This is a genomic window from Salidesulfovibrio onnuriiensis (assembly GCF_008001235.1).
GTDB lineage: Bacteria > Desulfobacterota > Desulfovibrionia > Desulfovibrionales > Desulfovibrionaceae > Pseudodesulfovibrio > Pseudodesulfovibrio onnuriiensis.
Window position 1 is genome coordinate 1,733,828 of record NZ_CP040751.1, and the last position, 25,860, is coordinate 1,759,687.

Below are 25,860 nucleotides of genomic sequence, written 5' to 3' on the forward strand. Positions count from 1 at the left end.
TCTATAAGATTCCGGCCTTTTCAAAGTGACGGAAAAGTACCTTCGGGTTCATGGGGGCCTCGTTCACTGCCACGCCGGTTGCGTCCAGGATGGCGTTGCGGATGGCCGGGGCCGGGGAGATGATGGGCGGTTCGCCCAGGGACTTGTGTCCGTAGGCGCTGGTGGGCTCCATGGTCTCCACAAAGGCGCAGTCCAGTTTCGGGATGTCCACGAAGGTGGGGATCTTGTAATCCAGCAGGTTGCTGTTGCGGACCCAGCCGGACTTGGGATCCACGAGCAGCTCCTCGAACAGGGCCATGCCCACGGCCATGCCCATGCCGCCGTGCACCTGGCCCGCGGCCAGCAGCGGATGGATGACCACGCCCGCGTCATGCACGTTGATGATCTGGTTGATCTTGACCTTGCACATGGGCACGTCCACTTCCAGGTCCACGAAGGTGCAGCCGTAGGAGGGGGCGTTGGTGCGGGTCTTGTGGGAGACGTCCGCGGTGATCTGGCCGCCGCGCTGCTTGTGGTAGTAGGCGTCGATGGCCAGGTCGCCCAGGTCGAGCACGGCGCGGTCCGGGCGGTTCAGGTTGACCACCTGGCCCGCCACGATGTCCAGGCCTTCGGCGGCCTTGCCGGTCATTTCGCGGGCGTGCTCCAGGATCTTTCTCTTGAGCTCCAGGGCGGCCTTTTTCACGGCGGGGGCCACCACGTAGGACTGGCGGGATGCATACGCGCCCGTGTCAAAGGGGCTCACGTCCGTGTCCTGGGTGGAAACCACGTGGATCATGTCGTAGTCCACGCCCAGGGTCTCGGCCGCCATCTGGGCAAAGGCCGTGTCCGATCCCTGGCCGATCTCGGTTGCGCCGAGCTGCATGTGCACGGAGCCGTCCTGGTTCAGGATCAGGCGGCAGCCCGCGATCTCCACGCAGACCGGATAGGTGCCGGAACCGTAGCTGAAGCAGGCCACGCCCAGGCCCCGGCGGATGTCGCCGGTCTGGTTGGCGTACTGCTTTTTCTTTTCGTCCCAGCCGATCATGTCGCGGCCTTTTTCCAGGCACTCGTAGATGCCCGCGCTGCGGATTTCCTTCTGGCTGAGCGGGTTGATGTCCAGTTCGCGGGCCACGTTCCTGAGCCGGAACTCCACGGAGTCCATGCCGATGGCGCGTGCAGCGTCTTCCATGGCGGACTCGATGGCGAAGATGACCTGCGGGGAACCGTAGGCGCGCATGGCGCCGGCCGACGGGATGTTGGCGTAGTGGGTCAGGGCGCTGAACTTGATCACGTTGCGGGGGTAGAGGCTCACGGATTTGGCTCCGCCCGCGGACGGGATGGAGTGGCCGTGGGATGCGTAGGCCCCGGTGTTGGAGGTCATGTCCAGGTCGATGGCCTTGAGCGCGCCGTCCCTGTCGGCAGCGATGCGGCAGCGGGACTTGGTGGAGTGGCGGGTGCGCGTGCCGATCATGCATTCCTCGCGGGAAAGCTCCAGCTTCACGGGCACCCCGCCCATCCTGTGGGTCAGGAAGGCCACCATGGGCTCCAGGACCACGTCCTGCTTGTTGCCGAAACCGCCGCCGATGTAGGGCTTGACCACGCGGATGCGGCCCCAGGGAAGGCCCAGGGCCTGCCCCACGATGCGGCGGCAGATGTGCGGAATCTGGGTGGAGGAGACCACCACGATATGCTCGTGGTCGTCCATGTAGGCATAGGCCGTGTGGTTTTCCATGTGGCAGTGCTGGACCACGGGCGTGGTGTAGATGTCCTCCACCACCACGTCGGCTTCGGCCAGGGCCTGGTCGAGCGAGCCGCCCACCTCGAAGGTGTGGGACTTGATCACGTTGCCACCCTCATGGATGGCCGGGGCGTCCTCGGCAAGGGCCGCCTCGTGGGTCACGCAGACCGGCAGCTCCTCGTATTCCACCTTGACCTTGTGGGCGGCCTCTTCCGCGGTCAGCTGATCGCGGGCCACCACGATGGCCACTTCGTCCCCGTGGCAGCGCACGTGGTCGGTGAGGAGCTTGCGGTCCTCCACGTCCTTGTGGTCGTCGTCCAGGGAAAAGGGGTGGCCTGCGGTGGCGTACAGGATGTCCGGCACGTCCTCGTAGGTGAATATCGCCTCGACGCCCGGCATTGCCAGGGCTTCCTTCATGTCCATGCTCTTGACGCGGCCGTGCCCGATGGGGCTGCGCACGTACTTGGCATAGAGCATACCGGGCATGGTGAAGTCGTCCGTATAGCGGGCCTTGCCGGTGACTTTCGCCACAGCGTCCTTGCGGACGGGGGTCTTGCCTACAGCCATAATTGGTTAACCCTCGATATGCTTTTCGCGCCTCAGGCGCGGTTGTATTTCTCCAGCACGGCTTCCAGAACACCGCCGCCGATGGCGATGGCCTTGTCCGAAGCCGTGTCGCAAAATTCCACTTGGTCGCGCGGGTCGATGTCGCCGAGCTTCATTCCCCTGGGCGTGGGCGTTTCGGTGCGCAGCAGGCCGCGCAGCACGCCGGCGACGGCGGCAATGACCGGTTCGCCGTTCACGGTGCCCACGGTTGCGCCCTTGGCCACGCGGTCGCCGATGTCGTGGGTGGTCTCGAAGAGTCCTTCCACGGGCGCGCGCAGCAGCCGTTCGATGGCGAAGCCTTCGATCATGCCGGGCACGTTGGTGTTGGGCAGGGCCTCGCCCTCGCGGATGACCCGGCCGAGATGGTGCCCACGGCAGGTCTCGATGACGTAGTGCACGTCGTTTCCGGCCGAAAAGCCGGGGCCGATGCCGATGACCAGGTCCGCGTCGTCCGCGCTGGTGCCCAGGTTGCGCTTGGCCATGATGGCGTCCACCACCACGTCCGGGCGCAGGGTCTTGACGGTCTCGCCCTCGGGGTCCACCACCACGGGCAGCTCGCCCTTGGCCCAGCAGGCCTCGATGTCCGCAGCCGGCACCATGCGGGCGGTGACGCCCTCCACGATGTTTTCTCCCAGCCAGACGGCCTCGGAAAAGGCCACTCTGCGGCGGACGGCCAGGGGGCGGTCCACTTCGAGCATGACGATGCGCTTGAATCCCGAACGGTACAGACGGAGCACGATGCCGGTTGCCAGGTCTCCGGCGCTACGAACAACGATGGTCAGCTTGGTCAGATCAGTCATCGGTCAAATCCTTTGTGCTAGGGACATCCGAACGGGCAGACCGGGTAGCGGCAGACCTTGCAGTTCATGCACAGTCCGCCGTGCCCGAGAGCCGCGATATCCCGTTTGGTGGGTACTTCTCCTGCCAGGATCCTCGGCAGCATGACGTCGAGGATGGTGGCGGCATGGTAGTACACACAGGCCGGACAGCCAAGGATGATCATGTCGTCCAGTTTCGCCAGGCAGAACATGGCCCCGGGAAGCACCGGGCTGCCGTAGGCGATGATCTCCGCCCCGGACTTGCGGATGCCCTCGCGGGTCACGTCGTCCGGGTCCACGGACAGACCCCCGGTGGTGACCACCAGGCCGCAGCCCTGGGCCTTGAAGTCCAGGATGGCCCCGGCAATGCGCTCGGGGTCGTCGGGGACGTTGACCTTGCCCGCGAACTCCAGCCCGAACTCGTCGAACTTGGGGGCCACGTGCTTGTCGAACCCGCACTGGATCAGTCCTTCGTAAACCTCGGTGCCGGTGGCGATGCCGCCGACCTTGGGCTTGCGGTAGGGCAGGAGGTGGATGAACGGGCCGGTCCGTTGGGCCAGCTTTTCCAGCTCCACGATCTTGTGGGTTTCGATGACCAGGGGGATGACGCGCATTGCCGCTATCTGCTGTCCCTTTTTCACGGGAAAGCCGTCCTTGAGCGTGGAGATGACCATCTCGCCCAGCATGTTGGCTTCCAGGAGCGCCTCCGCGTCGATGCGGGCCAGTCCCGCTTCCCGGGCCAGGAGGGCGACCTTGCCCTCGTCCGGCCCCTTCATGTCCAGGCCGGTGCCCGCCACGGCCGAGGCCATGCGCAGGGCGGCCTCGTCCTCGTGGATGTGGCTGCCGTTGAGGTTCAGCACATACAGGTGCCGCTTGCCCAGCTTGAGCAGCTCGGGCACGTCGGCTTCGGTGACGATGTGTCCCTTCTTGAACCCGACACCCTTGGAGGTGCCGGGGACAATCCGGGTGACGTCATGGGCCAGGGCGGTGCCCACGGCCTTTTCGGTTTCGACCATTTCCAGCAACATAATTCTATCTACTGCTCCGGGGTCCTAGATGGTTCCCAGGGCCTTGAGTATGCGTTCCGGGGTGAAGGGCCACTGCCGGATCCAGACGCCCACTGCGTCGTGGATGGCGGCGGCCAGTGCCGGGGAAGCGCCGTTGGTAGCGATTTCGGATACGGACTTCGCGCCGTGCGGGCCGTAGGGATCGTCCGTGAAGATGAATTCCGCACGGAAGTCCTCGGGCTTGTCCAGGATGGTGGGCACGCAGTATTCGTGCATGCTCGGGTTCACCAGCTCGCCCTTGTCGTCCAGGATCATTTCCTCCCACAGGGAGTGGCCGATGGACTTGAGCGCACCGCCCAGGACCTGGCCTTCCGCCAGTTCCGGGTTCACCGGGGTGCCGCAGTCGTGCAGGGCGTAGTACTTCTGGACCTTGACCTGGCCGGTGCGGATGTTGACCGCCACCTGGGCGAAGTGCGCGCCGTAGGGGATGGCGTGGTGCTCGGTGACGAAGCAGCCCTTGCCTGAGATCGGGCCGGGGCCCTCGCCGGTTTCGCAGTGGTGCGCGATCTTGGCGAAGGTCAGTTCCTCCTTGCCGCCCACGACCACGCCCGGGTAGGCGATGTCCAGGTCTTCCACCTTGGCGTCCAGCATGTCTGCGGCGGTCTGCAGGATGTTCTTGCGCAGGTCCCTCGCGGCCAGCAGCGCGGCTCCGCCAGAGAAGTAGGTTCCGCTGGAGGCATACGCGCCCGTGTCAAAGGGAGTCATGTCCGTGTCGCCGGAGATCACGGTGACGTCCTCCAGGGCCACGTTCAGAGTTTCTGCGGTCATCTTGGCCATGACCGTGTCCAGGCCGGTGCCGATGTCCGCGCCGCCCTGCTGTACCAGGATGGTGCCGTCCGAGCAGAGGTTGGCTCGGCCGTTGGCCTGGTCCAGGCCGGGCAGGCCCGAACCCTGCTGGATGATGGCGAAACCCTTGCCGACCTTCCAGTCCGGGTCGTCGCTCTCCACCTTCTCGTTCAACTTGAGCAGTTCGTCGCCGCGCTTGAGCGCGCCTTCCAGGCCGCAGCTCTTGATGTCCGCGGCAACGCCTTCGCGTCCCTCGCCCAGGATGCGCATGAGCTCCAGGCGGCTGCCTTCGCGCACGCGGTTCTTTTCGATGATGTCCATGTGCGGCAGGCCCAGTTCCCGGGCCAGCTCGGCCACTGCCAGCTGCAGGCCGAAGGAGCCCTGCGGGGCGCCATACCCCTGGTACGCGCCCGTGGGCGGGATGTTGGAGTAGTACACCGTGACCGAGAAGGCCACGTTGTCGCACAGGAACAGGGGCAGGGACTTGGAGCAGGCGTTCATGGGCACGGTCAGGCAGTGGTTGCCGTACGGGCCGGTGTTGGCCTCGTTGTGCATTTCCACGGCCGTGAGCGTGCCGTCCTTCCTGGCGCCCAGCTTGACCGTCACCCGCATGGGGTGGCGGCTGGAGCAGGCGGTGAATTCCTCTTCGCGGGTGTAGTGGGAATACACGGGCTTGCCGGTCTTGAGCGTGGCCCAGGCGCAGACGTCCTCCAGCAGGATGTCCTGCTTGGAGCCGTAGCCGCCGCCGACGCGTTCCTTGACCACGCGGACCTTGTTCTGGGGCAGGCCGATCACCTTGGAGACAAGGCGGCGCACGTGCCAGGGAACCTGGGTCGCGGTGTGGACCACCACGCGGCCGCCCTCCATGTGGCAGTAGACCACGTGGGTTTCGGGCGGGGTGCAGTGGATCTGGCAGCTGTCGTAGGTGCGCTCGATGACCACGTCGGCCTCGGCAAAACCCTTTTGCATGTCCCCGATGCCGCCGGAGATGCTGGCGGCGATGTTCTTGCGCGTGTTGGCGCCGATGGGGAACTGGTAGGTGACCGCGCCGTCGCGTTCGTCCGCGTCCCTGTTCAGCTCCGCCAGGTTTTCCGGCGCGCCGCAGACGTATTCCATGGGACCCGCCTGCACCAGGGGGGCTCCCTCGCGCTTGGCGTCGTCGATGGAGAACACGGGCTCGATCACGTCGTATTCGACTTTGATCTTGGAAATGGCTTCCTGGGCGGCCTCTTCGGTTTCGGCCACCACGGCGGCCACGCGGTCGCCCACGTGGCGGACCTTTATGTTGAACATGCGCCGGTCATAGGGGGAGGGCTCGGGGAAGCCCTGGCCCGCCTGGGTAAAGCTCACGTCCGGGCAGTTCTCGTGGGTGATGACCAGGTGCACGCCATGGACCTTTTCGGCTTCGGAAACGTCGATGGAGGTGATGTAGGCGTGGGCGTGCGGGCTGCGCAGCATGCGGATGATGAGCGCGTCCGGGGCCACACGGTCTTCCACGTAGGCGCGCTGGCCGGTGGCCAGCCACGGGCCGTCGATCTTGGGGGACGGGGTGCCCACCACGCGCAGGTCTTCGCGGAAGCTCGGAGCCACCGCGCCGAAGTCCCGGCCCTCGGTCTTGGCCTTGTAGATGTCCACGGCCTTGAAATAGGGCTCGTACCCGCAGTCGCGCACAAAGAGCCCGGACAGGGCGTCGATGATCTCCCTGCGGGAGGGCGAGGCGCTGCGTTCGAGCAGCTCGCCCAGCAGCAGGGCGGCGGCCGGGGTGTTGTAGCCGTCCTGCACCACGCCGGCCTCGATAAGGGCCTGCTGGAGCTTGCCGGGCTTGATCATGTCCTCGTTGAGGGACTCGACCGTGCGCACTTCCTTGCCGTCCAGCTGGGCCATGATCAGGTGCTGGGCGGACATGGGGGTGCCGTCCACCAGGACGACGTCGTTGCCGATGAAGCCGGTTCCGTCGTCGCCGGAGCGCACGGACGGAATGTGCATGGAGCGCTGCAGGAAGACCTGGGCGTTGGCGCCCGGCTCCACGTCCACGGTGCGGGAGGTGCCGTTCAGGGTAAAGGTAATCATCATGGTCGTCCCTCCTACTTGCAGGCCTTGGCGCAGTCGGCGACGGCAACGCCGCACAGGTGTTTGCGGAATTCCACGGAGCCGATCCAGTGCTCTTCCGGACGGGCGGCTTCCGCGGCGGCCTTTTCCAGGGCCTCCAGGTCCGCATTCGGGAGCAGGGCTTCCACGGCGGGCAGCCGGGTCAGTCCCAGCCCCAGGCCGCTGACCACCACCACGGGGGCGGCGTCGCCGTCCTTGGAAAGACCCACTGCGGCGTTCATCAGCACCGGGCCGCGCTCGGTGCGGGTCTGGCGGGAAAGGCCGCAGCAGCGGTGGTTGTCGCGGGGCACGGTGACGGAAATGATGAGGTCGTCGCAGCCGTTCAGCACGTAGTCGGAAACGGACATGTCGCCGTTTTCCGCGGTCTGCACCGTGGCGTTCATGGCCATGAGGGCCGCGGCGGTGAAGCTGTCGGCCCTGCGGGAGGCAATGTCGCCGCCCACAGTGATCTGGGTGCGGAAGTGGCGTGCGCGCTGGAACCCGGCCGCCTGGCGGAGCACCTGGGGCAGGTCGCGGTTGTCCGCCACCTGCTGCAGGGTGGCGCAGGCTCCGATGAGCACATCGTCCTTGCCGATGCCGATCTCGGCCATGCCGACTTTTTCAAGGGAGATGGCGCAGCCGCACACGCCCTTGCTTTCCGGGCTGTTGAGGAAGAACCCGCCCGCCAGGAAGCAGGCTCCGGTGCCCTTTTCCTTCCTGATGGCGACAGCTTCCTCGACGCTTTCCGGCCGGTGGAATTCCTGTATCATAGAGTGTGTCCTCCGGTTCTCAAGAGGCCATCCGTACATCGCCTTTTCGCTGCGGTGAACGGTCCAGGGACCGGGCCCGAAAGGACCCGGTCCGCGAACCATGCCGAAGCGCTCTCGGAGCGCGATGTAAACCTCTTGCGTGACTTATACGTTTACGGCAAACGGCTTGCGGTCATGCAGCAGGGTGTACAGAACCATCATTTCCGCTGCCTGCTGCAGGCTTGCTTCCGTTGCGCCGTTCTTCAGTTCCGCCTTGCGGGCCCTGAAGGAGTCCTTGGTAAACTCGACACGCACCGTGTCGTCTTCAAAAGTGTAAACGCCATCCGCATCGGTCAGGGTGCAGGAGGTGCCGTTGCACATGGATTCCAGCTTGCCCGGAGCCGGGAAGTGGAAACCGGACTTGGCCTCCAGCAGCCCCTCACGGTTCAGGTGCACGCGGATCTTGTCCTTGTACGGAGCGCCGCTGGTGGGGCAGAAGGTGGCGCAGTTGCCGCATTCGTTGCAGTAGTCGGCTATGTTGACGATCTGGAAGGCCTGGCGAATGTCCTTCATGCCCAGGGTCTCGAATTCCAGCTCGCCGTTCTGCATGACCACGCGCTGGACCGGGTATTCGATGGGAATGGTGGGCACGGCGTAGTTGGCCCTGTTGGGGCAGACCGTTGCGCAGACGTTGCAGACCGTGTCGCACTGCAGGCAGCGCTCGGATTCGGCGCGGGCGTCCTCTTCGCTCAGGGTGTCCACGAACAGGTTGAAGTTCATGCGGTCGCAGGCTTCCCTTTCGGGCATGGACGGGCCAAAGGCCTTGCGGGCCTGCCTCACGCGCAGTTCGCTGATCTCCGGGTTGCGGTCGTCGGACGGGGAAACGCGCACGCGGCGTTCCTGCTTAGCCGCATTCAGGATGCTCAGGAAGGCGGTGCGGCCGTCGCCGATGGCGTTGACCAGGGAGGAAGCGCCGCGCGCGGCGTCGCCGCCCGCGAACACGCCTTCCATCTGGGTCTTCATGGAATTCATTTCCACTTCCAGGCCGTCGCCGGGCAGGAAGTCCAGGACCACCTTCTGGCCGATGGCCATGATCAGGCTGTCGGCTTCGATGACGTGGTTGGAGCCTTCCACCTTGACCGGGCTGCGGCGGCCGGATGCGTCGGGCTCGCCCAGCTCCATCTTGGCCACTTCCAGGCCGGCCATCTTGCCGTCCTTGACCACCACGGCTTCGGGGGAGGCCAGTTCGACGATCCTGACGCCTTCCTCAAGCGCTCCGATGATCTCGTCCTGGTCCGCGGGCATTTCCTTGCGGGTGCGGCGGTAGACGATGCTTACCTCGCCCTTGTCGCCCACCATGCGTTTGGCGGTGCGCGCGGCGTCCATGGCCGAGTTGCCCGCGCCGATGACGATCACGTTGCTGCCCAGGCCGGTTTCGCGGCCCTGGCGCACGTTGCTCAGGAAGGAGAGCTGGTCGAACACGCCCTCGGCGTCCACGTTCGGGATGTTCAGGGTGGAGCTTTGCTGCGCGCCCACGGCCACGTAGACGTAGTCGTTTTCCCTGGTCAGCTGCTCGAAGCGGGCCTTGTCGATCTTTTCGCCAGTGTGCAGCTTGGCGCCCATGGACAGGATGAAGTTGATGTCCTTTTCCAGGGAACCGTCGTCCAGGCGGAAGGCCGGAATGCCGTCGGCGGCCATGCCGCCCGGGAAGTCCTTGCTTTCGTAAATGTTGACCTCGAAGCCTTCCAGGGCCAGGAAGTAGCCCGCGGAAAGGCCGGTGGGGCCCGCGCCGATGATGGCCGCCTTCAGGCCGTTGGAGGAGGCGGGCTCGGGCTTCACGTTGCCGTGGCATTTGTCGGCCACGAAGCGTTTGATTTCACGGATGAGCAGGGGGCTGTCGTAGTTCATGCGCGTGCACTTGAACTGGCAGAGGTGGTCGCAGACCTTGCCCTGCACGTGGGGGAACGGGTTGGTGGCCAGGATGGTGCGGTAGGCGTTGTCGAATTCGCCCCGGGCCACGTAGTCCAGGTAGCGGGGGATTTCCTGGCTGGCCGCGCACACGGTCATGCAGGGCGCGCCCGCACAGTCGAACTTGGGCAGCTCGCGGCTGGTCTTGACGTTCTTGAACGGGAATTCTTCCTTGTCGTAGCGGCCGGAGGCGACCACTTCCTGGGCGTAGGCCTGCAGGTTGGCGATGCGCGCCTTGCCCATGTCCTTGTCTTCGGCGGTGGCGGTGACCAGCTCGTCCAGGCTGGAGGCGCCGAGCTTTTCACAGGCTTCGCGCATGATCTCGGTGTACTGGGACAGGCGTCCGTATCCGCCCGGCTTGAGCAGGTCGGAGCAGACCGTGACCGGCTTGAGGCCGCAGGCCAGGGTGGAGGCGATGTTCACGGTGTCCACGCCCGCGGAGAAGGAGATGTCCAGCTTGCCGTCGAATTCCTTTTGCAGGCGGGCGGCCAGATTGACGCTGATGGGGTGCAGGGCCCGGCCGGACATGTAGACCATGCCTTCGTTCTTGGGCAGGTTCTGCTGGACGTTGGAGGTCTCCAGGGTGTTGGTCAGCTTGATGCTGAATTCCACGCCCTTTTTCCTGGCGGCCTCGGTCAGGTTCTTGATGATGGCCACGCCCTGGTCGTACTTGAGGTCGTGTCCGAAGGCCTCGTCCGGCACCACGGTCTCGAAGCCCAGCTTGTCGTTGAGGATGCCGCGCAACCCCTCGGGTCCGAGCAGGGTCGGGTTGAGCTTGATGGTGGTGTGGTAGCCGCGCTCCTCAATGAAATAGCGGCCGATCTTTTCCACTTCGTCCGGCGGGCAGCCGTGCATGGTGGAAACGGTCAGGTTATCGGAAAGTTTGGACGGGATGTTCAGTTCCCGCACGCGGGGGTAGATCTTGGCCACGCGCTCGATCTTTTCGGCCAGTTCCCCGGAACAGTCCTCCATGCGGTCGAAGAAGCGCTGCACCGTGGGGCTCATGATGCCTTCCAGGTTGTACCCGGCGCTCATGTTGAAGATCCAGCCGGCCTCCTCGCCCTCCCAGCCCAGGCGGTCCTTGAGGACGTGAAGCAGGATGTGGGCGTTCAGGTATTCGTTGAAGGACTGGTCGAGCTTGAGCTCCTGGGACCATTCGCAGTTGTAGCCTTCGTCGGTCATGTCGATGCACGGCTTGGTCACTTCCAGCTCGTCCAGCACTTGGATGGTCTTGAGCTCGATGTAGCGGCCGCCGGTGAGCCATGCGGCGATGATGTTCTGGGCCAGCTGGGTGTGCGGGCCGGCCGCCACGCCCAGGGGGGTCTCCATCAGCTTGCCGTAGCGCATCATGCGGAAGGGATCGTCCTTCTTCGGGGCGAAGAAGAGTTCCTTGGCGATGCCGAGGGCCTCGCCGCGCTCCAGGTCGAAAAGGATCCATTCAAGCAGAGACTCGATGCTGGCGCAGTAAAATTTATCGGTACCCATGGTTTCCTCCATGCTCTTGTTTATTCGGTGAAACGGGACCGCTCGATGAAGCGGCCCAGTGCTTCGCGCTCCCGGAATTCGTTGTTCTCGATGATCGCCTCGCCGCGCAACAGCACGGTTTCGGGCCAGCCCGTGGCCACGAAGCCCTCATAGGGATTGTAGTCCGCGTTGTGGCAGAGGGTTTCCGGAGAGATGGTCACTTTCCTTTCCGGATCGAGAATGACGATGTCCGCGTCCGCGCCCGGGGCGATGTCGCCCTTGGCCGGAGCCAGGCCCATGATGCGGGCCGGAGCCGTGGAGACCAGCTCCACGAAGCGGTTCAGGGTAATGCGTCCCTTGGCCACTCCTTCGGAGTAGAGCAGCGGCAGGCGCGTTTCCGCGCCCGGGATGCCGCCGGGACAGGCGAAGATGTTGTCGCGACCGCGTGCGGTCTTCTGGGAAAGGTTGAAGGAGCAGTGGTCCGTGGCCACGGTGTCGATGCTGCCGTCGGCCAGGCCCTGCCACAGTGCTTCACAGTCCTCGCGCTTGCGCAGCGGGGGGGACAGGACGTACTTGAGCGCGTCGTCGCCCTCCCTGGCGTACTCGTCGTCGGTGAGCAGCAGGTACTGCGGGCAGGTTTCCGCATATACGGGCAGGCCTTCGGCCTTGGCCCTGCGGATGGCTTCCAGCCCGGCCCCGGTGGAAAGGTGCACGATGTACAGGGGCGCGTTGCCCGCGGCGCGGGACAGCGCGATCATACGCTCCACGGCCTCGGCCTCGCAGTAGCCCGGGCGGCTCAGGGGGTGGCTGGTAGGGGCCAGCCTGCCCTCGTCCTTGAGCCGTCGGGTCAGCTCGGCGATCACTTCGTGGTTTTCGGCGTGCACCGTGACCAGTCCGTGTTCGGCCTTCATGATTTCGAGCACCCGGATCATTTCCTCGTCGTTCAGGCGGCCCGCGTAGGTCATGTAGACCTTGACGCTGGGGATGCCTTCGCGCACCAGGGCGGCCAGGTCGTCCTTCGTGTTTTCTCCGACCTTGGCGACCACGCCGTGCAGGGCGTAGTCGGTCACGCAGTTGTTCTGGGCTTGCTTGCGGTAGTTGGCGATGGGGGCGGTGATGGAACCGTCCTCGGTGAAGCCGGGGTGTTCCACGATGGTGGTGGTGCCGCCGCAGGCGGCGGACCGGGTGCCTTCGTGGAATCCGTCGGCCACCTTGAGGCCGCCCACTTCGAGGTTGAAGTGGGTGTGCACGTCAACGCCGCCGGGAAGCACCAGCTTCCCGGTCGCGTCGATGATGTGTGCTTCATGGGAGGAAAGGTCCGCACCCACCCCGGCGATGCGCCCGTTTTCCACGCGCACGTCCGCCTTGAGTGTCTCGGTCGAGGTGACGACCGTGCCGCCTTTCACCAGTACCGCTGTCATGGCCTAGCCCTCCGCGAGCTTTTTCCAGAGGCGCACGCCCTGTTCCCTGGCGTAGGCGAAGATTTCCTCTTCGTCGACAAGGGTGGACCTGCGGTCGGCGATGATGACCCTGCCCTGGGCGATGACCGTGTTCACGTGGGCGGATTCCAGGCCGAAGATGAAGTGGCCCAGGAAGTTCTCGTCCGTGATCTCGGTGGGGGAATCGTAGTCCAGGACGACCAGGTTGTTCAGGCCGTCGCCGACGCCGTCGAACTGCGCCAGGTATTTGTGCACGTTGCGGAAGCGGCGGTAGACTTCGTCGTAGCCGATGCCTTCGGTTCCGGTGCAGACGAGGTGATGGGCCTTGGCGCTGCGGATCATGTCGTTGTGCATGCCGTCGGTGCCGAGCATGATGTTGTTGATCCATTCATAGCCGGTCAGGCCCACGTTGTTGTTCTGGTTGGACTCCACGTTGGAAACGACCCAGACCGGGGACTGGCCCACGATACTGCGTTCCTCGTCGGTGAAGTGCACGCAGTGGCCCAGGATGGTCTTGGAGCTTTCCAGGGCCCCGAATTCCTGCAGGCGCTGCGCAACGCGCTTGCCGTAGGTCTTTTCACAGTGGACCTGGTCGGCCATGTCCTCGGCCACGTGGATGTGGACACCGGTGTCGTGCTTGCGCGCGAGTGCTACGGAACGCTCAAGCAGGTCGTCGTTGACGGTAAAGGAGGCGTGCATACCGATGAGACCGGGGCGTCCGGAGGACAGGTAGGCGTCGTGCTCCGCAAGGCTTTTTTCGGCGATTTCGTCGCCGTCGCGGTTGGACGACTCGTGACAGAGGAGATGGCCGATACCGGTGCGCTCGAAGGCCCGGGCCACGGTTTCCAGGCTGCCTTCGATGGCAAAGGGGGAAGCGTGGTGGTCGATGCAGAAGGTCACGCCTCGGCGGGCCATCTGCAGACCTGCCGCCAGGGCGCTGGCCTCGATCATGTCCTTGTCCAGCCGTTTGTCCACGCGCCACCAGACGTATTCCAGCACTTCGGGGAAGTTGTTGGGAATCTTCGGCGGTGCGGGCATGCCGCGGCAGAGCGCCGAATAGATGTGGTGGTGGCCGCAGCCGAAGGAGCGGGTCACGAAGCGTCCCTTGCAGTCGATAACCTGATCGCCTTCGTTCCGGTCGCCGGCCGCCGGGATGGAATCGATCAGGGAAATGCCGCCCTTGGCGCCCTCTTCCACGGCAATGCTCGTGGAGGACACTTTCAGGGTTTCGGCGTCAATGTAACGTGCGTTTTTCAGGTACAGGGTCATGAGAACCTCCTTAGTCTAGCTGCGCTTTTTCGGCTGTTCCAGCGGCAGGGAATACCTGGCCTGGCCGTCATAATCATGGAAGGCGTTGGCGATTGCCGGGGCGGCGGCTATGCAGCCGATCTCGCCCACGCCCTTGGCCCCGTAAGGGCCTTCGGGGTCGCCGCTTTCCACGCCGATGACATCGATTTCGGGCAGCTTGCTGATCTTGGGAATCCCAAGGGAAATATATTTTTCGGAGGTCAGGTACCCGTCCTTGACCGGAACGTCCTCGTACAGGGCGTAGCCCACGCCCATGGCCACGCCGCCGTGGATCTGGCCCTCGAAGAGCACGGGGTTGAGGATCTTGCCCCCGTCGTGGGCGGCCACGACCCTTTCCAGCTTTCCGTCCCGGTCGAGCACGGCCAGGTTGGTGGAGAAGCCGTAGGAGATGTGGCTGATGATTTCGCCGGGCTTGCCGTTGGCGTGGGTGTAGTCGCAGATGAACTCGCCCTCGTAGGTGCGCCCGACCAGTTCTTCCAGGGTGTGCGTTTCCAGGTCGGCCTTGAGCTTGGCGGCCGCGTCGATGATGGCCCGGCCCAGGAGCAGGGTGCCCCGGCTGGCCGTGGTGGGGCCGCCTATGGCGCCGGAATCCGTGGTCACTCGCGGGGTGATGACGTTGACATCGCACAGGCCCGTGGCTTCGCAGAGCACCTGGCGGGCGATGGTGTGCACGCCCTGGCCCATTTCGGTCCAGCCGTGGTCCAGGGTGATGGAACCGCCGTCGTTGATGGTCAGGATGGTCTTGCTCACCTCGGTGAGGCCGTTGCCCATGCCGCAGTTCTTGATGGCACAGGCCAGCCCCTTGTATTCGGCTGCTTTGTAGGCGGGTTTGACCGCATCCAGGCATTCGCGCAGGCCCACGCCGGGGCCGAGCACCTGGCCGGTGGCCACCATGCGGCCCTCGGTGAGGGCGTTGTCGTAGCGGAATTGCCAGGGGTCGAATCCGCCCTTTTCACACAGTTCCTCCACCAGCACCTCCAGGGCGAAGGTGGCCTGGTTGACCCCGAAGCCGCGCATGGCGCCGCTGGGGATGTTGTTGGTGTAGACCGCCTTGGCCTCGATATCCACGTCGGTGAATTCGTATGCGCCGCTGGCATGGGTGCCCGCGCGGGACATGACCGGGCCGCCCACGGACGCGTATGCGCCGGTGTCGCCCAGGATGCGGGCGTGCAGGCCGGTGAGCATCCCGTTTTTGTCACAGCCGATCTCGTAGTCGAGGATGGCCGGGTGGCGCTTGGGATGCATGCGGATGGACTCGGGCCGGGAGAGCTTGACCTTCACGGGGACGCCCAGTTGGTGGCAGTACAGGGCGGCATGGCCCTGGGTGGTCATGTCCTCCTTACCGCCGAACGCGCCGCCGCAGTCCACGATGATCACTTCCACCTTGTCCTGTTCCAGGCCGAGCAGGGAGGCGATCTCGTCGCGTTCGCGGTAGGGGCCCTGGCTCTGGGAATAGACGCGCACACCGCCGTTTTCCTTGGGCTCTGCAACGCAGCATTCCACTTCCAGGAACCCGTGGTCGATGGGCTGGGTGCGGAAGCGGCCCTTGGCCGTGAAGGCCGAGTTGCGCAGCACTTCGGTCACGTCGTTGCCGCGCTTGATCTTGGTGTGGGCCAGCAGGTTGCCGTCCTTGTGGATCCTGATGGGGCTCGTTTCGGCCTGCTCCATGTCCAGGAGCGGCTCGAGCACCTCGTATTCCACCTTGATCAGGGCGCGGGCGGCGCGGGCGTTGGCCTCGGTGTCGGCCACCACTCCCGCCAGCACGTCGCCGATGTAGCGGGTTTCCTCGCCTTGGGCCACCATGACCGGCCAGTCCATGACCAGCAGGCCCACGTTGCGGTGGCCGGGGATGTCCTCGGCGGTGAAGACGCGAACCACGCCCGGGGCCTTTTCCGCTTCGGAGACATCGATGGAAAGGACCTTGGCGCGGGGATGGTCGGAAAATTTGAGAACCCCGTGGAGCAGACCTTCCGGGCGAAGGTCGTCCACAAAGGGCTTGGTGCCGAGGGCGCGTTCCACAGCAGCGTATTTGGGACTGTTGACGCCGATGCCCGAAGCGGTTTCAAAGGGGACATCGCGCCCTTCGCGAAGGGCGGCTGCCGCTTCGAGCACGGCGTCGACAATCTTTACATATCCCGTGCAGCGGCACAGGTGCGGGCGAACGGCCTTGACGACCTCGTCCCGGGTGGGATCGGGGTTGCTTTCCAGCAGGATCTTGGTCCGGGTCAGGAAACCCGGGGTGCAGAAACCGCACTGGACAGCGCCCTTGGCCACGAATGCGCGGCCAAGGATCCTCCGGAGCTTTTCCGGGAATCCTTCCAGGGTGGTGACTTCCTTGCCCTCTATCTTGCCCATAGGCGTGGAGCAGGAAAGGGCCGCCTTGCCCGCAACCTCGACAAGGCAGGCGCCGCAGGCCGACTGACCCGAGCACCCGTCCTTGACCGAGGTGATGTTCATTTCTTCCCGAAGGAAGGTAAGCAAGGAGACGGACGGGTCCCCCACGAATTCAACGGGCATGCCGTTTAGATTGAATCTGATCGTGAGGTCCTTGCCCATGTGCCGTCTCCTTGTATTTCCTGTATTTCGTTTCTCTACAATAGGCGAATGTACGCCCGCGGTCCGTGATTACAGGACGCGGGGTTTTCCAGTGTTCAGGATCTGCTGCAGCTTGTCGGCCGGGTTCTTGATCTTGGCCAGGAACATCATTGCGGCAATGACGTACGGCTTGTAGCTGGCTTCCTTGTACTGGGGCACGCGGTAGCGGTCGAACACGGAGGCTTCGACTTCACCGTGCTCGCAGGAAACGCCGGTGATGTCCGCGGGCAGGCAGTGCATGTACAGGGCGGAACCGTTGTGCGTGGTTTCCATGAGCTTTTCGGTGCATTCCCAGTCCATGTGCTGCTTGTTCTGCTCGAGCAGTTCCTTTTCCAGGACCTTGATGCCGTCGAAGTCGCCAGCGCCGTAAAGGTTGGTGCGCTTTTCCATGGCTGCGAACGGAGCCCAGCTCTTGGGGTAGACGATGTCGGCGTCGGCAAAGGCTTCTTCCATGGAATTGGACTTCACGAAGGCGCCGCCGGAGGCTGCCGCCTGGCGTGCTGCCACTTCCTCGACCTCGGGCATGACTTCGTATCCTTCGGGGTGTGCCAGGTGCACTTCCATGCCGAAGCGGGTCATGAGGCCGATGATGCCCTGGGGCACGGAGAGCGGCTTGCCGTAGGACGGGGAGTAGGCCCAGGTCATGGCGATCTTCTTGCCGCGCAGGTTATCCACGCCGCCGAAGTGATTGATCAGGTGCAGGGCGTCGGCCATGGTCTGGGTCGGGTGGTCGATGTCGCACTGCAGGTTCACCAGGGTCGGGCGCTGTTCCAGCACGCCTTCGTCGTAGCCGTCCTGGACGGACTGGGCCACTTCGCGCATGTAGGTGTTGCCCTTGCCGATGAACATGTCGTCGCGGATGCCGATGACGTCGGCCATGAAGGAGATCATGTTCGCGGTTTCGCGCACGGTTTCGCCGTGGGCGATCTGGGACTTGCCTTCGTCCAGGTCCTGCACTTCCAGGCCCAGCAGGTTGCAGGCGCTGGAGAAGCTGAAGCGGGTGCGGGTGGAGTTGTCGCGGAACAGGGAAACGCCCAGGCCGCTGTCGAAGATGCGGCTGGAGATGTTCTGTTCGCGCAGGCCGCGCAGGATTTCAGCCACGGCAAAGGTGGCGGCGATTTCGTCGTCGGACTTTTCCCAGGTCAGGAAAAAGTCGTTCTTGTACATGTCCTTGTAATCAAGGCGGGCGAGATCTTTGATCATCTCCATGATAGAGGTCTTGTCCATAGTCTTGTTCTCCTTAAGGAACGATATGCGTACCCTTGCCGTTGGCAAGGGCGTCGCCAATGGTTTCCGGGTTGGTTATGATGACTTCCTTTCCACCGTTGCGCAGGAAATCGAGGGCTGCCTGTACCTTGGGTGCCATGGAGCCGGGGGCGAAATGGCCTTCGTCCAGGTACTGCTGCATCTCTGCCGCGGTAACGGTTTCCAGGTTCTTCTGCTCGGGGGTGCCGTAGTTCAGGGCCACCTGGGGAACCGCCGTGGAGATCACGAACAGCGGGGCCTTGAGTTCGCTGGCCAGCAGGCTGGACGCCAGGTCCTTGTCGATGACCGCATCCACGCCCTGAAGGCCGTCTTCCGTATCCAATACCGGAATGCCGCCTCCTCCCACGGTAACCACATGGAAGCCCTGGCCGAGCAGGGACTCGACAGCGTCCTGCTCCACCACTTCAATGGGTTTGGGGGAGGGCACCACGCGGCGGAAGCCGCGCCCGGAATCTTCCTTGAGCACCCATCCCGGATGCTGGGCCTTGAGTTCTTCCACCTGTTCGGCGGTGTAGAACTCGCCCACGGGCTTGTTGGGGGCCTTGAAGCCCTCGTCGTTCTTGTCGACCTTGACCTGGGTGACCACGGTCACTGCGCTGCCCTTGAGGGAGCGCTTGGCGATGACGTTGTTCAGGGCCTGCTGGATCTGGAATCCGATGGCGCCTTGGGTGTCTGCCACGCAGGACACCAGCGGAACCATGTGCAGTCCCGCGTGTTCGCGGGCGATTTCCGAACGGAGCATGATGAAGCCCACCTGGGGACCGTTGCCGTGGGAAATCACCACCTGGTATCCGGCCTCGATGAGGTCGGCGATGTGCTCGGCGGTCTGGCAGATTGCCACGTACTGATCCTCGACGGACTTGTGGTCCGCGTCCTGGATCAGCGAGTTGCCGCCGATGGCGATTACTGCAAGTTTCTTGTTCATTCCCTTCCCTCTCAGCCGACGCTAGTTGTCTTCGCAGTAGATGGTGGGCATGGCTGCGTAGACGGCGGCGCAGCGGACGAGGTCGGCCTTCCAGGTCTTCTCGTTGGGGGCGTGCGCTTCCGCTTCCTTGCCCGGACCGAAGCCCACGGTGGGGATGCCGAACATGCCGGTGATGGACACGCCGTTGGTGGAGAAGGTCCACTTGTCGATGCGCGGCGGGGTGGCGAACAGCTCGGAGTAGGCCTTTGCGGTGGCCTGGACAGCCGGGTGTTCCTCGGCCACGACCCAGGACGGGAAGTAGCAGTCGGTCGGGTAGACCAGACCGGTGTATGCCGGGGTGTCGTAGGTGTACATGGACACCTTGGCGCCGGCGGCCTTTGCCGCGGGAAGTTCCGCGATCTGGCTCAGGGCCAGTTCCTTGTCTTCACCGGCGGTCAGGCGACGGTCGATGGAGATGGTGCATCCGTCTGCGACGGCGCAGCGGGACGGGGAAGTGTAAAAGACCTGGGAAACGGTCAGGGAACCCTTGCCCAGGAAATCGTCGGTCGTCAGGCGGGTGTGGAGTTCTTCCAGCTCGCCGAGGATCTTGCCCATCATGAAGATGGCGTTCTTGCCGCGTTCCGGTGCGGAACCGTGGGAGGAAACACCCTTGACTTCGACCTTGATTTCCATGCGGCCGCGCTGACCGCGGTAGATGCCGCCGTCGGTGGGTTCGGTGGAAACCACGAATTCGGGCTTCAGGCCGAGTTCCTTGATGATGTACTGCCAGCACAGGCCGTCGCAGTCCTCTTCCTGGACGGAGCCGACCATGACAACAGTGTAGTCCTTGTCCAGGCCGAGTTCCTTGATGATCTTGCCTGCGTAAACCATGGAGGCCATGCCGCCTTCCTGGTCGGAAGCGCCGCGGCCGCCGATGCATTCGTCGTCTTCGTATCCTTCGTACGGATCGAAGTTCCAGTTGTCGCGCTGGCCGATGCCCACGGTGTCGATGTGGGCGTCAAAGGCGATCAGGCGCGGGCCGGAACCGAGGTAGCCGAGCACGTTGCCCATGGGATCGATTTCAACCTTGTCGAAGCCGACCTTTTCCATTTCTTCCTTGATGCGCAGGACAACTTCCTTTTCCTGGCAGCTTTCGCTGGGAATGCGGATCATGTCGCGCAGGAACGCGGTCATTTCCTTTTCATATTTCTTGGAAAGCTCATTGATCTTCTGGAAATCCAATGCAGACATCAGTCGTATGACCTCCTGGGTTGGTATGCGGGGAAACCGCAAAAAAATTATGTGTACTTCCCATATGCCGCCTCAAAGTAGAGAGATGTTATTATTCTTTGCAGCGGCAATATGCTGCGCGCCAGCTCGGGCTTTGCTTGCAATGCCCGGCCAGGCGGCAGGCCGGACCGTTTCCCCCGCATTGAGGGATGCGATCCTTTTGGGACCTAAGCAAAGAAGGGGCCAATAATTGTTAGGACACGAAATTTTTTTATAAACTAAATAAAAACAAGTTGTTGTAGACTTAATTGTGCAAGATGGCCCTCAGGTGGATGGATTGTGAAATCGTTATCAATATGATTGTTTTCTCAGACTGATAACAGGGTTTGGCGCAGGGGAGGGGCGACCGGGAACAGGGGGGGGAGGAAGTGCACGTTTGACGTGCATTTGCGGCCTCTCTCAATATGAGAAGACGCCCGGAATCATTTCCGATTGATTGGCGAATCAACTTTTATGGCGGCGATTCGGACCAAGGAATTTCCGGGCTTGGATCAGGATCTTTTCATCAGGGAGTCGGCCAAGGCGTCGCCCTGTTTTCCGCCGCCGCCCATGCGGGAGAGTTCCTCGCGGATCTCCCCGTTGTTCAGGCGGTCGCAGCGGGTATAGGTCTGGCCGTCCAGCACTTCCTTGACGATGGAGAAGTGGCGGTCGGCGCGCCCGGCCAGCTGCGGCCAGTGGGTGATGAGCAGCATCTGCTGCCGGTCGGCCAGTTCGCGCAGCTTGGCGGCCACGCTGTTGAGCGTCAGTCCGCCGATGCCCGCGTCCACCTCGTCGAAGATCAGGGTGGGCAGATGTTCGCCGCCCGCGCCGCGCCGCAGGCTGACCAGGGCCAGCAGGAAACGGGAAAGCTCGCCGCCCGAGGCGATCTTGTCCAGGGGTTGGGGCCGCTGCCCCGGGTTGGGCACCCACATGAGCCTGCCCCGGTAGTCGGTGACGCCTTCGTGGATTTCCTTGGGTTCGAATTCGTAGGTGACGCGCACGTGCTCGGAAAAGCCCAGGTCGCCCAGCTCGCCCTCGATGTTCAGGCACAGTTCGCGGGCTGCCTTCTTGCGGGCCTTGTTCAGCTTGTCCAGGACCTTGGAGAGATTCTGGGCCTTTTCGACCTCCTCCTTCTTGAGCCGGGTGCGGTCCAGGTCGCAGGCGTCCAGGAAGGAAAGGTCGTCGCTGATCTGCTTGTACAGCCCGCAGATGTCGCCCAGGCCCCGGCCCAGCTTGCGCTTGAGCTGGGAAATCTTGAACAGCCGCGATTCCACGTCGTCCAGGGTCATGTCGTCGTAGTCGGACTCGATCTCGCCCGGGTCGCGACGCAGGTGCGAATCCAGATCGTGCAGCTTGAGCCGGAAGTCCTCCACGGACTGGCGGTCGTCCTCGAACTCCGGGTAGAGCCGGGCGATGATGTCCATTTCCCGCGAGAGCAGGGACATGGCGTCCAGCAGGTTGGCGTCGCCGTGGATGCAGTCCAGGGCGTTGCGCAGGCATTCCCCGGCGCGCTCGCGGTCCTTGAGCACGGTCTTGCGCTCCTCCAGCAGGTCCTCTTCGCCGGGCTGGGGATCGATCTTCTCGATTTCCTTTTTCTGGAATTCGAGGAATTCCCGTTGCTTGACCAGGTCCTCGCACCTGCGGTCCAGCTCGTCGATGGCCTTGATCACCGAGCGCAACTCGTCCAGGGCCGCCTCGCGGGCCAGGAGAAGGGAGTTGTCGGGCAGGAAGGTATCCAGCACCTCGGACTGGAAGGCCGGGGAGAGCAGTTTCTGCTGGCCGTGCTGGCTGGTGTGGATGATCAGCTTGGGCCGCAGTTCCTTGACCGCGTCCTGGGAGCTGAGCTTGTCGTTGATGAACACGCGGCTGCGCCCGGTCTCGGCGGAGAGTTCGCGGCGGATGATGCAGTCGCCGTCGGGCAGCACGAAGAGCGCCTCCACCGTGGCCTTTTCCGCGCCCGGGCGCACCAGGTTGCGGTCCATGCTTTGGCCCATGATGAAGTCCACGGCGCGCAGGATAAAGGATTTGCCCGCGCCGGTCTCGCCGGTGAGGGTGTTCATTCCGGAGGAAAATTCCAGTTCAGCGTCTTCGATGAGCGCCAGGTTCCTGATGCGCAGCAGTTCCAGCATGGAGAACTCTCTTGTGGGTGGCTAGGTTTCATTCCGGCCAAAAGGCCGTGCAGCGCATATTTTTATACATGAATGAGGCCCCCGGCAATAGCCGTGATCGGTTTTCACACCGAGAGCCACTTGACCTTGTAGCAGACCGTTTCCTCGGGCACCCGCTCCGAAGCCTCCATGCGTTCCAGCACAAAGCCCTTGTTGCGGTAAAATTCCCGGGCGTTGGTGTTGCACCCGTAGACGCACAGGGTCAGGTGGGCGTGCCCCTGCTCGCGGGCGTGTTCCTCGGCCGCCTGGATGAGCTTGCCGCCCACGCCTTTGCCCTGGTGGTCCGGGTGCACCCAGAGCTCGGCGATGTAGTTGCCCTGGAGCTGCATGACCCCCACGGGCCTGCCGTCCTCCTCGGCCAGAAAGCATTCATGCCATTTCTGGCGCGAGAGCTTGCCGATGACGTCGTTTTCCAGCACCCCGTTCACGTAGTTCTGCGGCATCATTTCGCCGTAGCTGGCCAGGAACGAGGCGTACATGACGGATTCCAGGATGGGTGCGTCTTTTTCGGTTGCTTTGCGGACAGTGATGCTCATGGAGGCGTCCTAGAGTTGTTTGGCGAGAAAACAGTTGTATATGCCGGGCATGGAGTCCTTGTCCTCGAACGTCTTTTCGATGACGAATCCCCTGGAACGATAGAAGTCCTGGGCCTTGTGGTTTTCCTTGTAGCAGTTCAGGGTCAGGCGCTTGTGGCCCTGTTCCCTGACCCGCTGTTCCGCGCTTTCCAGCAGGGCGGTGCCCAGGCCTTTGCCCATGTGCTCAGGATGGGTAAAGAGGAATTCGATGAAATCGCCGCTGAGCAGCATGACGCCCCCGGGCGCGCCGTCGGTTTCGGCGATGGTGAACTGCAATCCCTGCTTGCGGGCGATCTCTCCGGCCCTGTCGTTCCTGATCGACCGTTCGATGTGTTCCCGGGGCATGAAATGCACGTAGCTGTCCAGAAAGGATTCGCGGAGGATGGTGCGGATGGTCTGTTCGTCTTCCGCTGTCGCCGGGCGGAGGGTGATCATTGCTTGAGCCTCGGGTCCAGCAGGTCCCGCAGGGATTCGCCCAGCAGGTTGTAGCCCAGCACCGTGAACAGGATGGCCAGGCCCGGGAAGACCGAAAGCCACCATGCCACGCCCAGCACTTCCTTGCCGTCCGTGAGCATGTTGCCCCAGCTCGCGTCCGGGGGCTGCACGCCCAGGCCCAGGAAGGACAGGGAGGATTCCACCAGGATGGCCCCGGCCACGCCCAGAGTGGCGGAGACCAGCACCGGGGCCAGTGCGTTGGGCAGGATGTGCCGGAAGATGATGCGGGCGGGGTTTGCCCCGGCCGCCTTGGCGGCCAGCACGAAGTCCCGCTCGCGCAGGGTCAGGGTTTCGGCGCGCACCAGCCGGGCCACGCCCATCCAGGAGGTCAGGCCGATGACGATCATGATGTTCAGCAGACTCGGCTCCAGGAAGGCGATGACCGCCAGGATCAGGAAAAAGGACGGGAAGCAGAGCATGACGTCCACCCCGCGCATGATGATTTCATCCACCATCCTGCCGAAGTAGCCGGAAACCAGCCCGAGGGCCAGGCCGATGCCCGAGGAGATGCCCACGGCCACAAAGCCCACCCAGAGGGAGACGCGGCCCCCGTAGAGGATGCGGGTGAACACGTCGCGGCCCAGGGCGTCCGTACCCATGAGGTGCGCGGCGGACGGCGGCTGGAGCAGGGCGTCCACGTTGAGCTGGGACGGCGGATAGGGGGCGATCCACGGGGCCAGGATGGCGGCCAGGGACATGGAGCCCACCAGCAGCAGCCCGATGATGAGCAGGGCGTTGCGGGCCAGGAAGGAGGGCCGCTTCAGGGGCTTGCGTTGTTTCATGCCGACCTCCCTGCGCTGCGGATGCGCGGGTCGGCCAGGCCGTAGCCCACGTCGGCCAGCAGGTTGCCCGCCAGGGTCAGCACGGCGCCGAGCACCAGGCTGCCCATGATCAGCGGATAGTCGCGGGCCATGACCGCGCCGTAGAAGAGCTGGCCCAGGCCGGGCAGGGCAAAGATGGATTCGATGATCACCGAGCCGCCGATGAGCGAGGGCACGGACAGGCCCAGGATGGTGATGACCGGCATGAGCGCGTTGCGCAGGGCGTGCTTGAAGAGCACGGTGCGGCTGGAAAGGCCCTTGGCCCGGGCGGTCATGATGTAGTCCTGGCGCAGCACCTCCAGCATGCTGGAGCGCATGAACCGGGACATGCCCGCCCAGCTGCCCGCTGTATATATGAATATGGGCAGGATCAGGTGCCGGGCCAGGTCGATGAATTTTTCCCACGGGGTCATGGTTTGGAAGCTCAGGGAGGTCAGGCCCGAGATGGGCAGCACCGGCCACTGGATGCCCAGCCAGAGCATGAGCAACAGGGCCAGCCAGAAGCCGGGCATGGCAAAGCCTATGAACACAATGACCGTTGTGGCCTTGTCGAAGATGCCGTCCCGCCACCATGCCGCCGTGATGCCCAGGGGCACGGCGATGAGCAGGGTCAGCACCATGCTGGCCACGTTCATGCCGAAGGTCAGCGGCAGCCGCTCCCGGATGCGCTCCCAGACCGGGCGACGGTCCCCGGAAATGGAATCGCCGAAGTCGAATTTCACCAGCCTGCCGAGCCACTGGGCGTACTGCGCGTGCAGGGGCTGGTCCAGGCCGTAGAGCTTTTCGAACTTGGCGCGGGCGTCGGTGTCCGCGGCCGGGTTGAGGGTGGTGACCATGTCCGTGGGCGAGCCCGGCGCCAGATGGATGACCCAGAAGCTGATGACCGTGATGCCCAGGAAGACCACTGCCACCCACAGGAACTTGATGGCGATGCGCCGCATGATTTCGATCATGGATCCGTATTTACGCCAAGTTGCGAAGCTTATCAACGAACAGTCTCAAGTACTTGGGATGAAGGGTGCCGCGCGGCGGGGGCGATTCCTGTTGCGGTCGTCGTGTCGAATGTCTATATCGTTCGGCATGAGTCATCCCGATCCGAACGAACCGCACCCCGTGGCCGGTTTCCCGCAAGTGGCCTTTATCCGGAATTTCAACAGGAACCCCAACATCCTTATCGGGGACTACACCTATTACGATGACCCCGAGGGGCCGTCGCGTTTTTTCGAAAACATATTGTACCACTTCGATTTCATCGGAGACCGGTTGATCATTGGCCGGTATTGCGCCATCGCCCGGAACGTGACCTTCATCATGAACGGGGCCAATCATGCCATGGGCGGATTCTCCTCCTATCCCTTCTTCATTTTCGGCTCGGGCTGGGAGGCCGCCAGACCAGCCCCCGAACAGTTTCCCTACAAGGGCGATACGGTCATCGGCAGCGATGTCTGGATCGGCTATGACGCCACGATCATGCCCGGGGTCTCCATCGGGCATGGCTGCATTGTCGGGGCAAAGTCCGTGGTGACCGGCGACGTGCCTCCCTACAGCATTGTGGCGGGGAATCCCGCCAGGGTGATCCGGATGCGGTTTGAGGAGGAGGTCGTTTCAAGGCTCCTGGCCCTGCAATGGTGGGAATGGGAGCCCGAGAAGGTCACGCGGAACCTGCCCGCGATCATCGGCTCCGACCTGGAGGAACTGCGGCGGGCCGAATAGGGCTTGAGGAAAATTGATTTCTTTTTGAACAAAGGGTGTTGACA

Annotated in this window: 18 protein-coding genes; 1 reads left to right on the top strand and 17 read right to left on the bottom strand. The window is 63.7% G+C overall.

Annotated features, from left to right (window positions below; all coding sequences use genetic code 11):
• Position 1: 1 nt before the first annotated feature.
• The 17 genes from xdhA to FGL65_RS08000 form a co-directional block, all read right to left on the bottom strand.
• A complete protein-coding gene (gene xdhA, locus FGL65_RS07920) occupies positions 2 to 2,284 on the bottom strand; it encodes a xanthine dehydrogenase molybdenum-binding subunit XdhA (protein ID WP_147820684.1) in 2,283 nt (760 codons plus the stop codon).
• A gap of 32 nt (positions 2,285 to 2,316) precedes the next feature.
• Positions 2,317 to 3,123, bottom strand: coding sequence for a selenium-dependent molybdenum cofactor biosynthesis protein YqeB (gene yqeB, locus FGL65_RS07925; RefSeq protein ID WP_147820685.1), 807 nt, complete (start codon positions 3,121 to 3,123; stop codon positions 2,317 to 2,319).
• Positions 3,124 to 3,140: 17 nt separating this feature from the next.
• Positions 3,141 to 4,169: a molybdopterin-binding protein gene (locus tag FGL65_RS07930; RefSeq protein ID WP_222705808.1), complete on the bottom strand. Its 1,029-nt coding sequence runs from the start codon at positions 4,167 to 4,169 to the stop codon at positions 3,141 to 3,143.
• Positions 4,170 to 4,193: 24 nt separating this feature from the next.
• Positions 4,194 to 7,067, bottom strand: a complete 2,874-nt coding sequence (locus tag FGL65_RS07935) for a molybdopterin-dependent oxidoreductase Mo/Fe-S-binding subunit (protein WP_147820686.1) — start codon at positions 7,065 to 7,067, stop codon at positions 4,194 to 4,196.
• 11 nt (positions 7,068 to 7,078) lie between these two features.
• Positions 7,079 to 7,852 carry an FAD binding domain-containing protein gene (locus tag FGL65_RS07940; protein ID WP_187170588.1) on the bottom strand — a complete coding sequence of 258 codons (774 nt, stop codon included), beginning with the start codon at positions 7,850 to 7,852 and terminating at the stop codon, positions 7,079 to 7,081.
• 144 nt (positions 7,853 to 7,996) lie between these two features.
• Positions 7,997 to 11,284: a putative selenate reductase subunit YgfK gene (ygfK, locus tag FGL65_RS07945; RefSeq protein WP_147820688.1), complete on the bottom strand. Its 3,288-nt coding sequence runs from the start codon at positions 11,282 to 11,284 to the stop codon at positions 7,997 to 7,999.
• Positions 11,285 to 11,304: 20 nt separating this feature from the next.
• Positions 11,305 to 12,684 (bottom strand): dihydropyrimidinase, encoded by a 1,380-nt coding sequence (hydA, locus tag FGL65_RS07950; protein ID WP_147820689.1) that lies wholly within the window; start codon positions 12,682 to 12,684, stop codon positions 11,305 to 11,307.
• A 3-nt stretch (positions 12,685 to 12,687) separates the two neighbouring features.
• Positions 12,688 to 13,971, bottom strand: coding sequence for an amidohydrolase family protein (locus tag FGL65_RS07955; RefSeq protein ID WP_147820690.1), 1,284 nt, complete (start codon positions 13,969 to 13,971; stop codon positions 12,688 to 12,690).
• A 15-nt stretch (positions 13,972 to 13,986) separates the two neighbouring features.
• On the bottom strand, positions 13,987 to 16,566 hold the full coding sequence (xdh, locus tag FGL65_RS07960) for a selenium-dependent xanthine dehydrogenase (protein WP_187170589.1): 2,580 nt from the start codon (positions 16,564 to 16,566) through the stop codon (positions 13,987 to 13,989).
• 69 nt (positions 16,567 to 16,635) lie between these two features.
• Entirely contained in the window at positions 16,636 to 17,832 is a 1,197-nt protein-coding gene (gene ygeW, locus FGL65_RS07965; protein WP_147820691.1) for a knotted carbamoyltransferase YgeW, read from the bottom strand.
• Positions 17,833 to 17,845: 13 nt separating this feature from the next.
• Positions 17,846 to 18,796 (bottom strand): carbamate kinase, encoded by a 951-nt coding sequence (arcC, locus tag FGL65_RS07970; protein ID WP_147820692.1) that lies wholly within the window; start codon positions 18,794 to 18,796, stop codon positions 17,846 to 17,848.
• A gap of 21 nt (positions 18,797 to 18,817) precedes the next feature.
• On the bottom strand, positions 18,818 to 20,026 hold the full coding sequence (locus tag FGL65_RS07975; protein ID WP_147820693.1) for a YgeY family selenium metabolism-linked hydrolase: 1,209 nt from the start codon (positions 20,024 to 20,026) through the stop codon (positions 18,818 to 18,820).
• Positions 20,027 to 20,556: 530 nt separating this feature from the next.
• Positions 20,557 to 22,173, bottom strand: coding sequence for a DNA repair protein RecN (locus FGL65_RS07980; RefSeq protein ID WP_147820694.1), 1,617 nt, complete (start codon positions 22,171 to 22,173; stop codon positions 20,557 to 20,559).
• A gap of 104 nt (positions 22,174 to 22,277) precedes the next feature.
• Positions 22,278 to 22,748, bottom strand: coding sequence for a GNAT family N-acetyltransferase (locus FGL65_RS07985; protein ID WP_147820695.1), 471 nt, complete (start codon positions 22,746 to 22,748; stop codon positions 22,278 to 22,280).
• Between the two features lie 9 nt (positions 22,749 to 22,757).
• Positions 22,758 to 23,222, bottom strand: a complete 465-nt coding sequence (locus FGL65_RS07990; protein ID WP_187170590.1) for a GNAT family N-acetyltransferase — start codon at positions 23,220 to 23,222, stop codon at positions 22,758 to 22,760.
• Complete coding sequence (locus tag FGL65_RS07995; protein ID WP_147820697.1) at positions 23,219 to 24,064, bottom strand: ABC transporter permease; 846 nt, start codon at positions 24,062 to 24,064, stop codon at positions 23,219 to 23,221. The genes FGL65_RS07990 and FGL65_RS07995 overlap by 4 nt, the downstream gene beginning before the upstream one ends.
• The gene (locus FGL65_RS08000) at positions 24,061 to 25,056 is read right to left on the bottom strand and encodes an ABC transporter permease (RefSeq protein WP_147820698.1); all 996 of its coding nucleotides are present in this window, start codon (positions 25,054 to 25,056) and stop codon (positions 24,061 to 24,063) included. Before FGL65_RS08000 ends, FGL65_RS07995 begins: the two co-directional genes overlap by 4 nt.
• Before the next feature lie 127 nt (positions 25,057 to 25,183).
• Here FGL65_RS08000 and FGL65_RS08005 point away from each other — a divergent pair, with 127 nt between their 5' ends.
• Positions 25,184 to 25,816: a CatB-related O-acetyltransferase gene (locus FGL65_RS08005; protein ID WP_147822700.1), complete on the top strand. Its 633-nt coding sequence runs from the start codon at positions 25,184 to 25,186 to the stop codon at positions 25,814 to 25,816.
• Positions 25,817 to 25,860 lie beyond the last annotated feature (44 nt).

Excerpts from the sequence above, each read along its gene's own strand:
- xdh (WP_187170589.1), bottom strand. The coding sequence starts at position 16,566 with ATGGGCAAGGACCTCACGATCAGATTCAATCTAAACGGCATGCCCGTT.
- FGL65_RS07985 (WP_147820695.1), bottom strand. The coding sequence starts at position 22,748 with ATGAGCATCACTGTCCGCAAAGCAACCGAAAAAGACGCACCCATCCTG.
- ygfK (WP_147820688.1), bottom strand. The coding sequence starts at position 11,284 with ATGGGTACCGATAAATTTTACTGCGCCAGCATCGAGTCTCTGCTTGAA.
- FGL65_RS07980 (WP_147820694.1), bottom strand. The coding sequence starts at position 22,173 with ATGCTGGAACTGCTGCGCATCAGGAACCTGGCGCTCATCGAAGACGCT.
- yqeB (WP_147820685.1), bottom strand. The coding sequence starts at position 3,123 with ATGACTGATCTGACCAAGCTGACCATCGTTGTTCGTAGCGCCGGAGAC.
- FGL65_RS08000 (WP_147820698.1), bottom strand. The coding sequence starts at position 25,056 with ATGATCGAAATCATGCGGCGCATCGCCATCAAGTTCCTGTGGGTGGCA.
- FGL65_RS07940 (WP_187170588.1), bottom strand. The coding sequence starts at position 7,852 with ATGATACAGGAATTCCACCGGCCGGAAAGCGTCGAGGAAGCTGTCGCC.
- FGL65_RS07990 (WP_187170590.1), bottom strand. The coding sequence starts at position 23,222 with ATGATCACCCTCCGCCCGGCGACAGCGGAAGACGAACAGACCATCCGC.
- ygeW (WP_147820691.1), bottom strand. The coding sequence starts at position 17,832 with ATGGACAAGACCTCTATCATGGAGATGATCAAAGATCTCGCCCGCCTT.
- hydA (WP_147820689.1), bottom strand. The coding sequence starts at position 12,684 with ATGACAGCGGTACTGGTGAAAGGCGGCACGGTCGTCACCTCGACCGAG.
- xdhA (WP_147820684.1), bottom strand. The coding sequence starts at position 2,284 with ATGGCTGTAGGCAAGACCCCCGTCCGCAAGGACGCTGTGGCGAAAGTC.
- FGL65_RS08005 (WP_147822700.1), top strand. The coding sequence starts at position 25,184 with ATGAGTCATCCCGATCCGAACGAACCGCACCCCGTGGCCGGTTTCCCG.
- FGL65_RS07930 (WP_222705808.1), bottom strand. The coding sequence starts at position 4,169 with ATGTTGCTGGAAATGGTCGAAACCGAAAAGGCCGTGGGCACCGCCCTG.
- FGL65_RS07955 (WP_147820690.1), bottom strand. The coding sequence starts at position 13,971 with ATGACCCTGTACCTGAAAAACGCACGTTACATTGACGCCGAAACCCTG.
- FGL65_RS07975 (WP_147820693.1), bottom strand. The coding sequence starts at position 20,026 with ATGTCTGCATTGGATTTCCAGAAGATCAATGAGCTTTCCAAGAAATAT.
- arcC (WP_147820692.1), bottom strand. The coding sequence starts at position 18,796 with ATGAACAAGAAACTTGCAGTAATCGCCATCGGCGGCAACTCGCTGATC.
- FGL65_RS07995 (WP_147820697.1), bottom strand. The coding sequence starts at position 24,064 with ATGAAACAACGCAAGCCCCTGAAGCGGCCCTCCTTCCTGGCCCGCAAC.
- FGL65_RS07935 (WP_147820686.1), bottom strand. The coding sequence starts at position 7,067 with ATGATGATTACCTTTACCCTGAACGGCACCTCCCGCACCGTGGACGTG.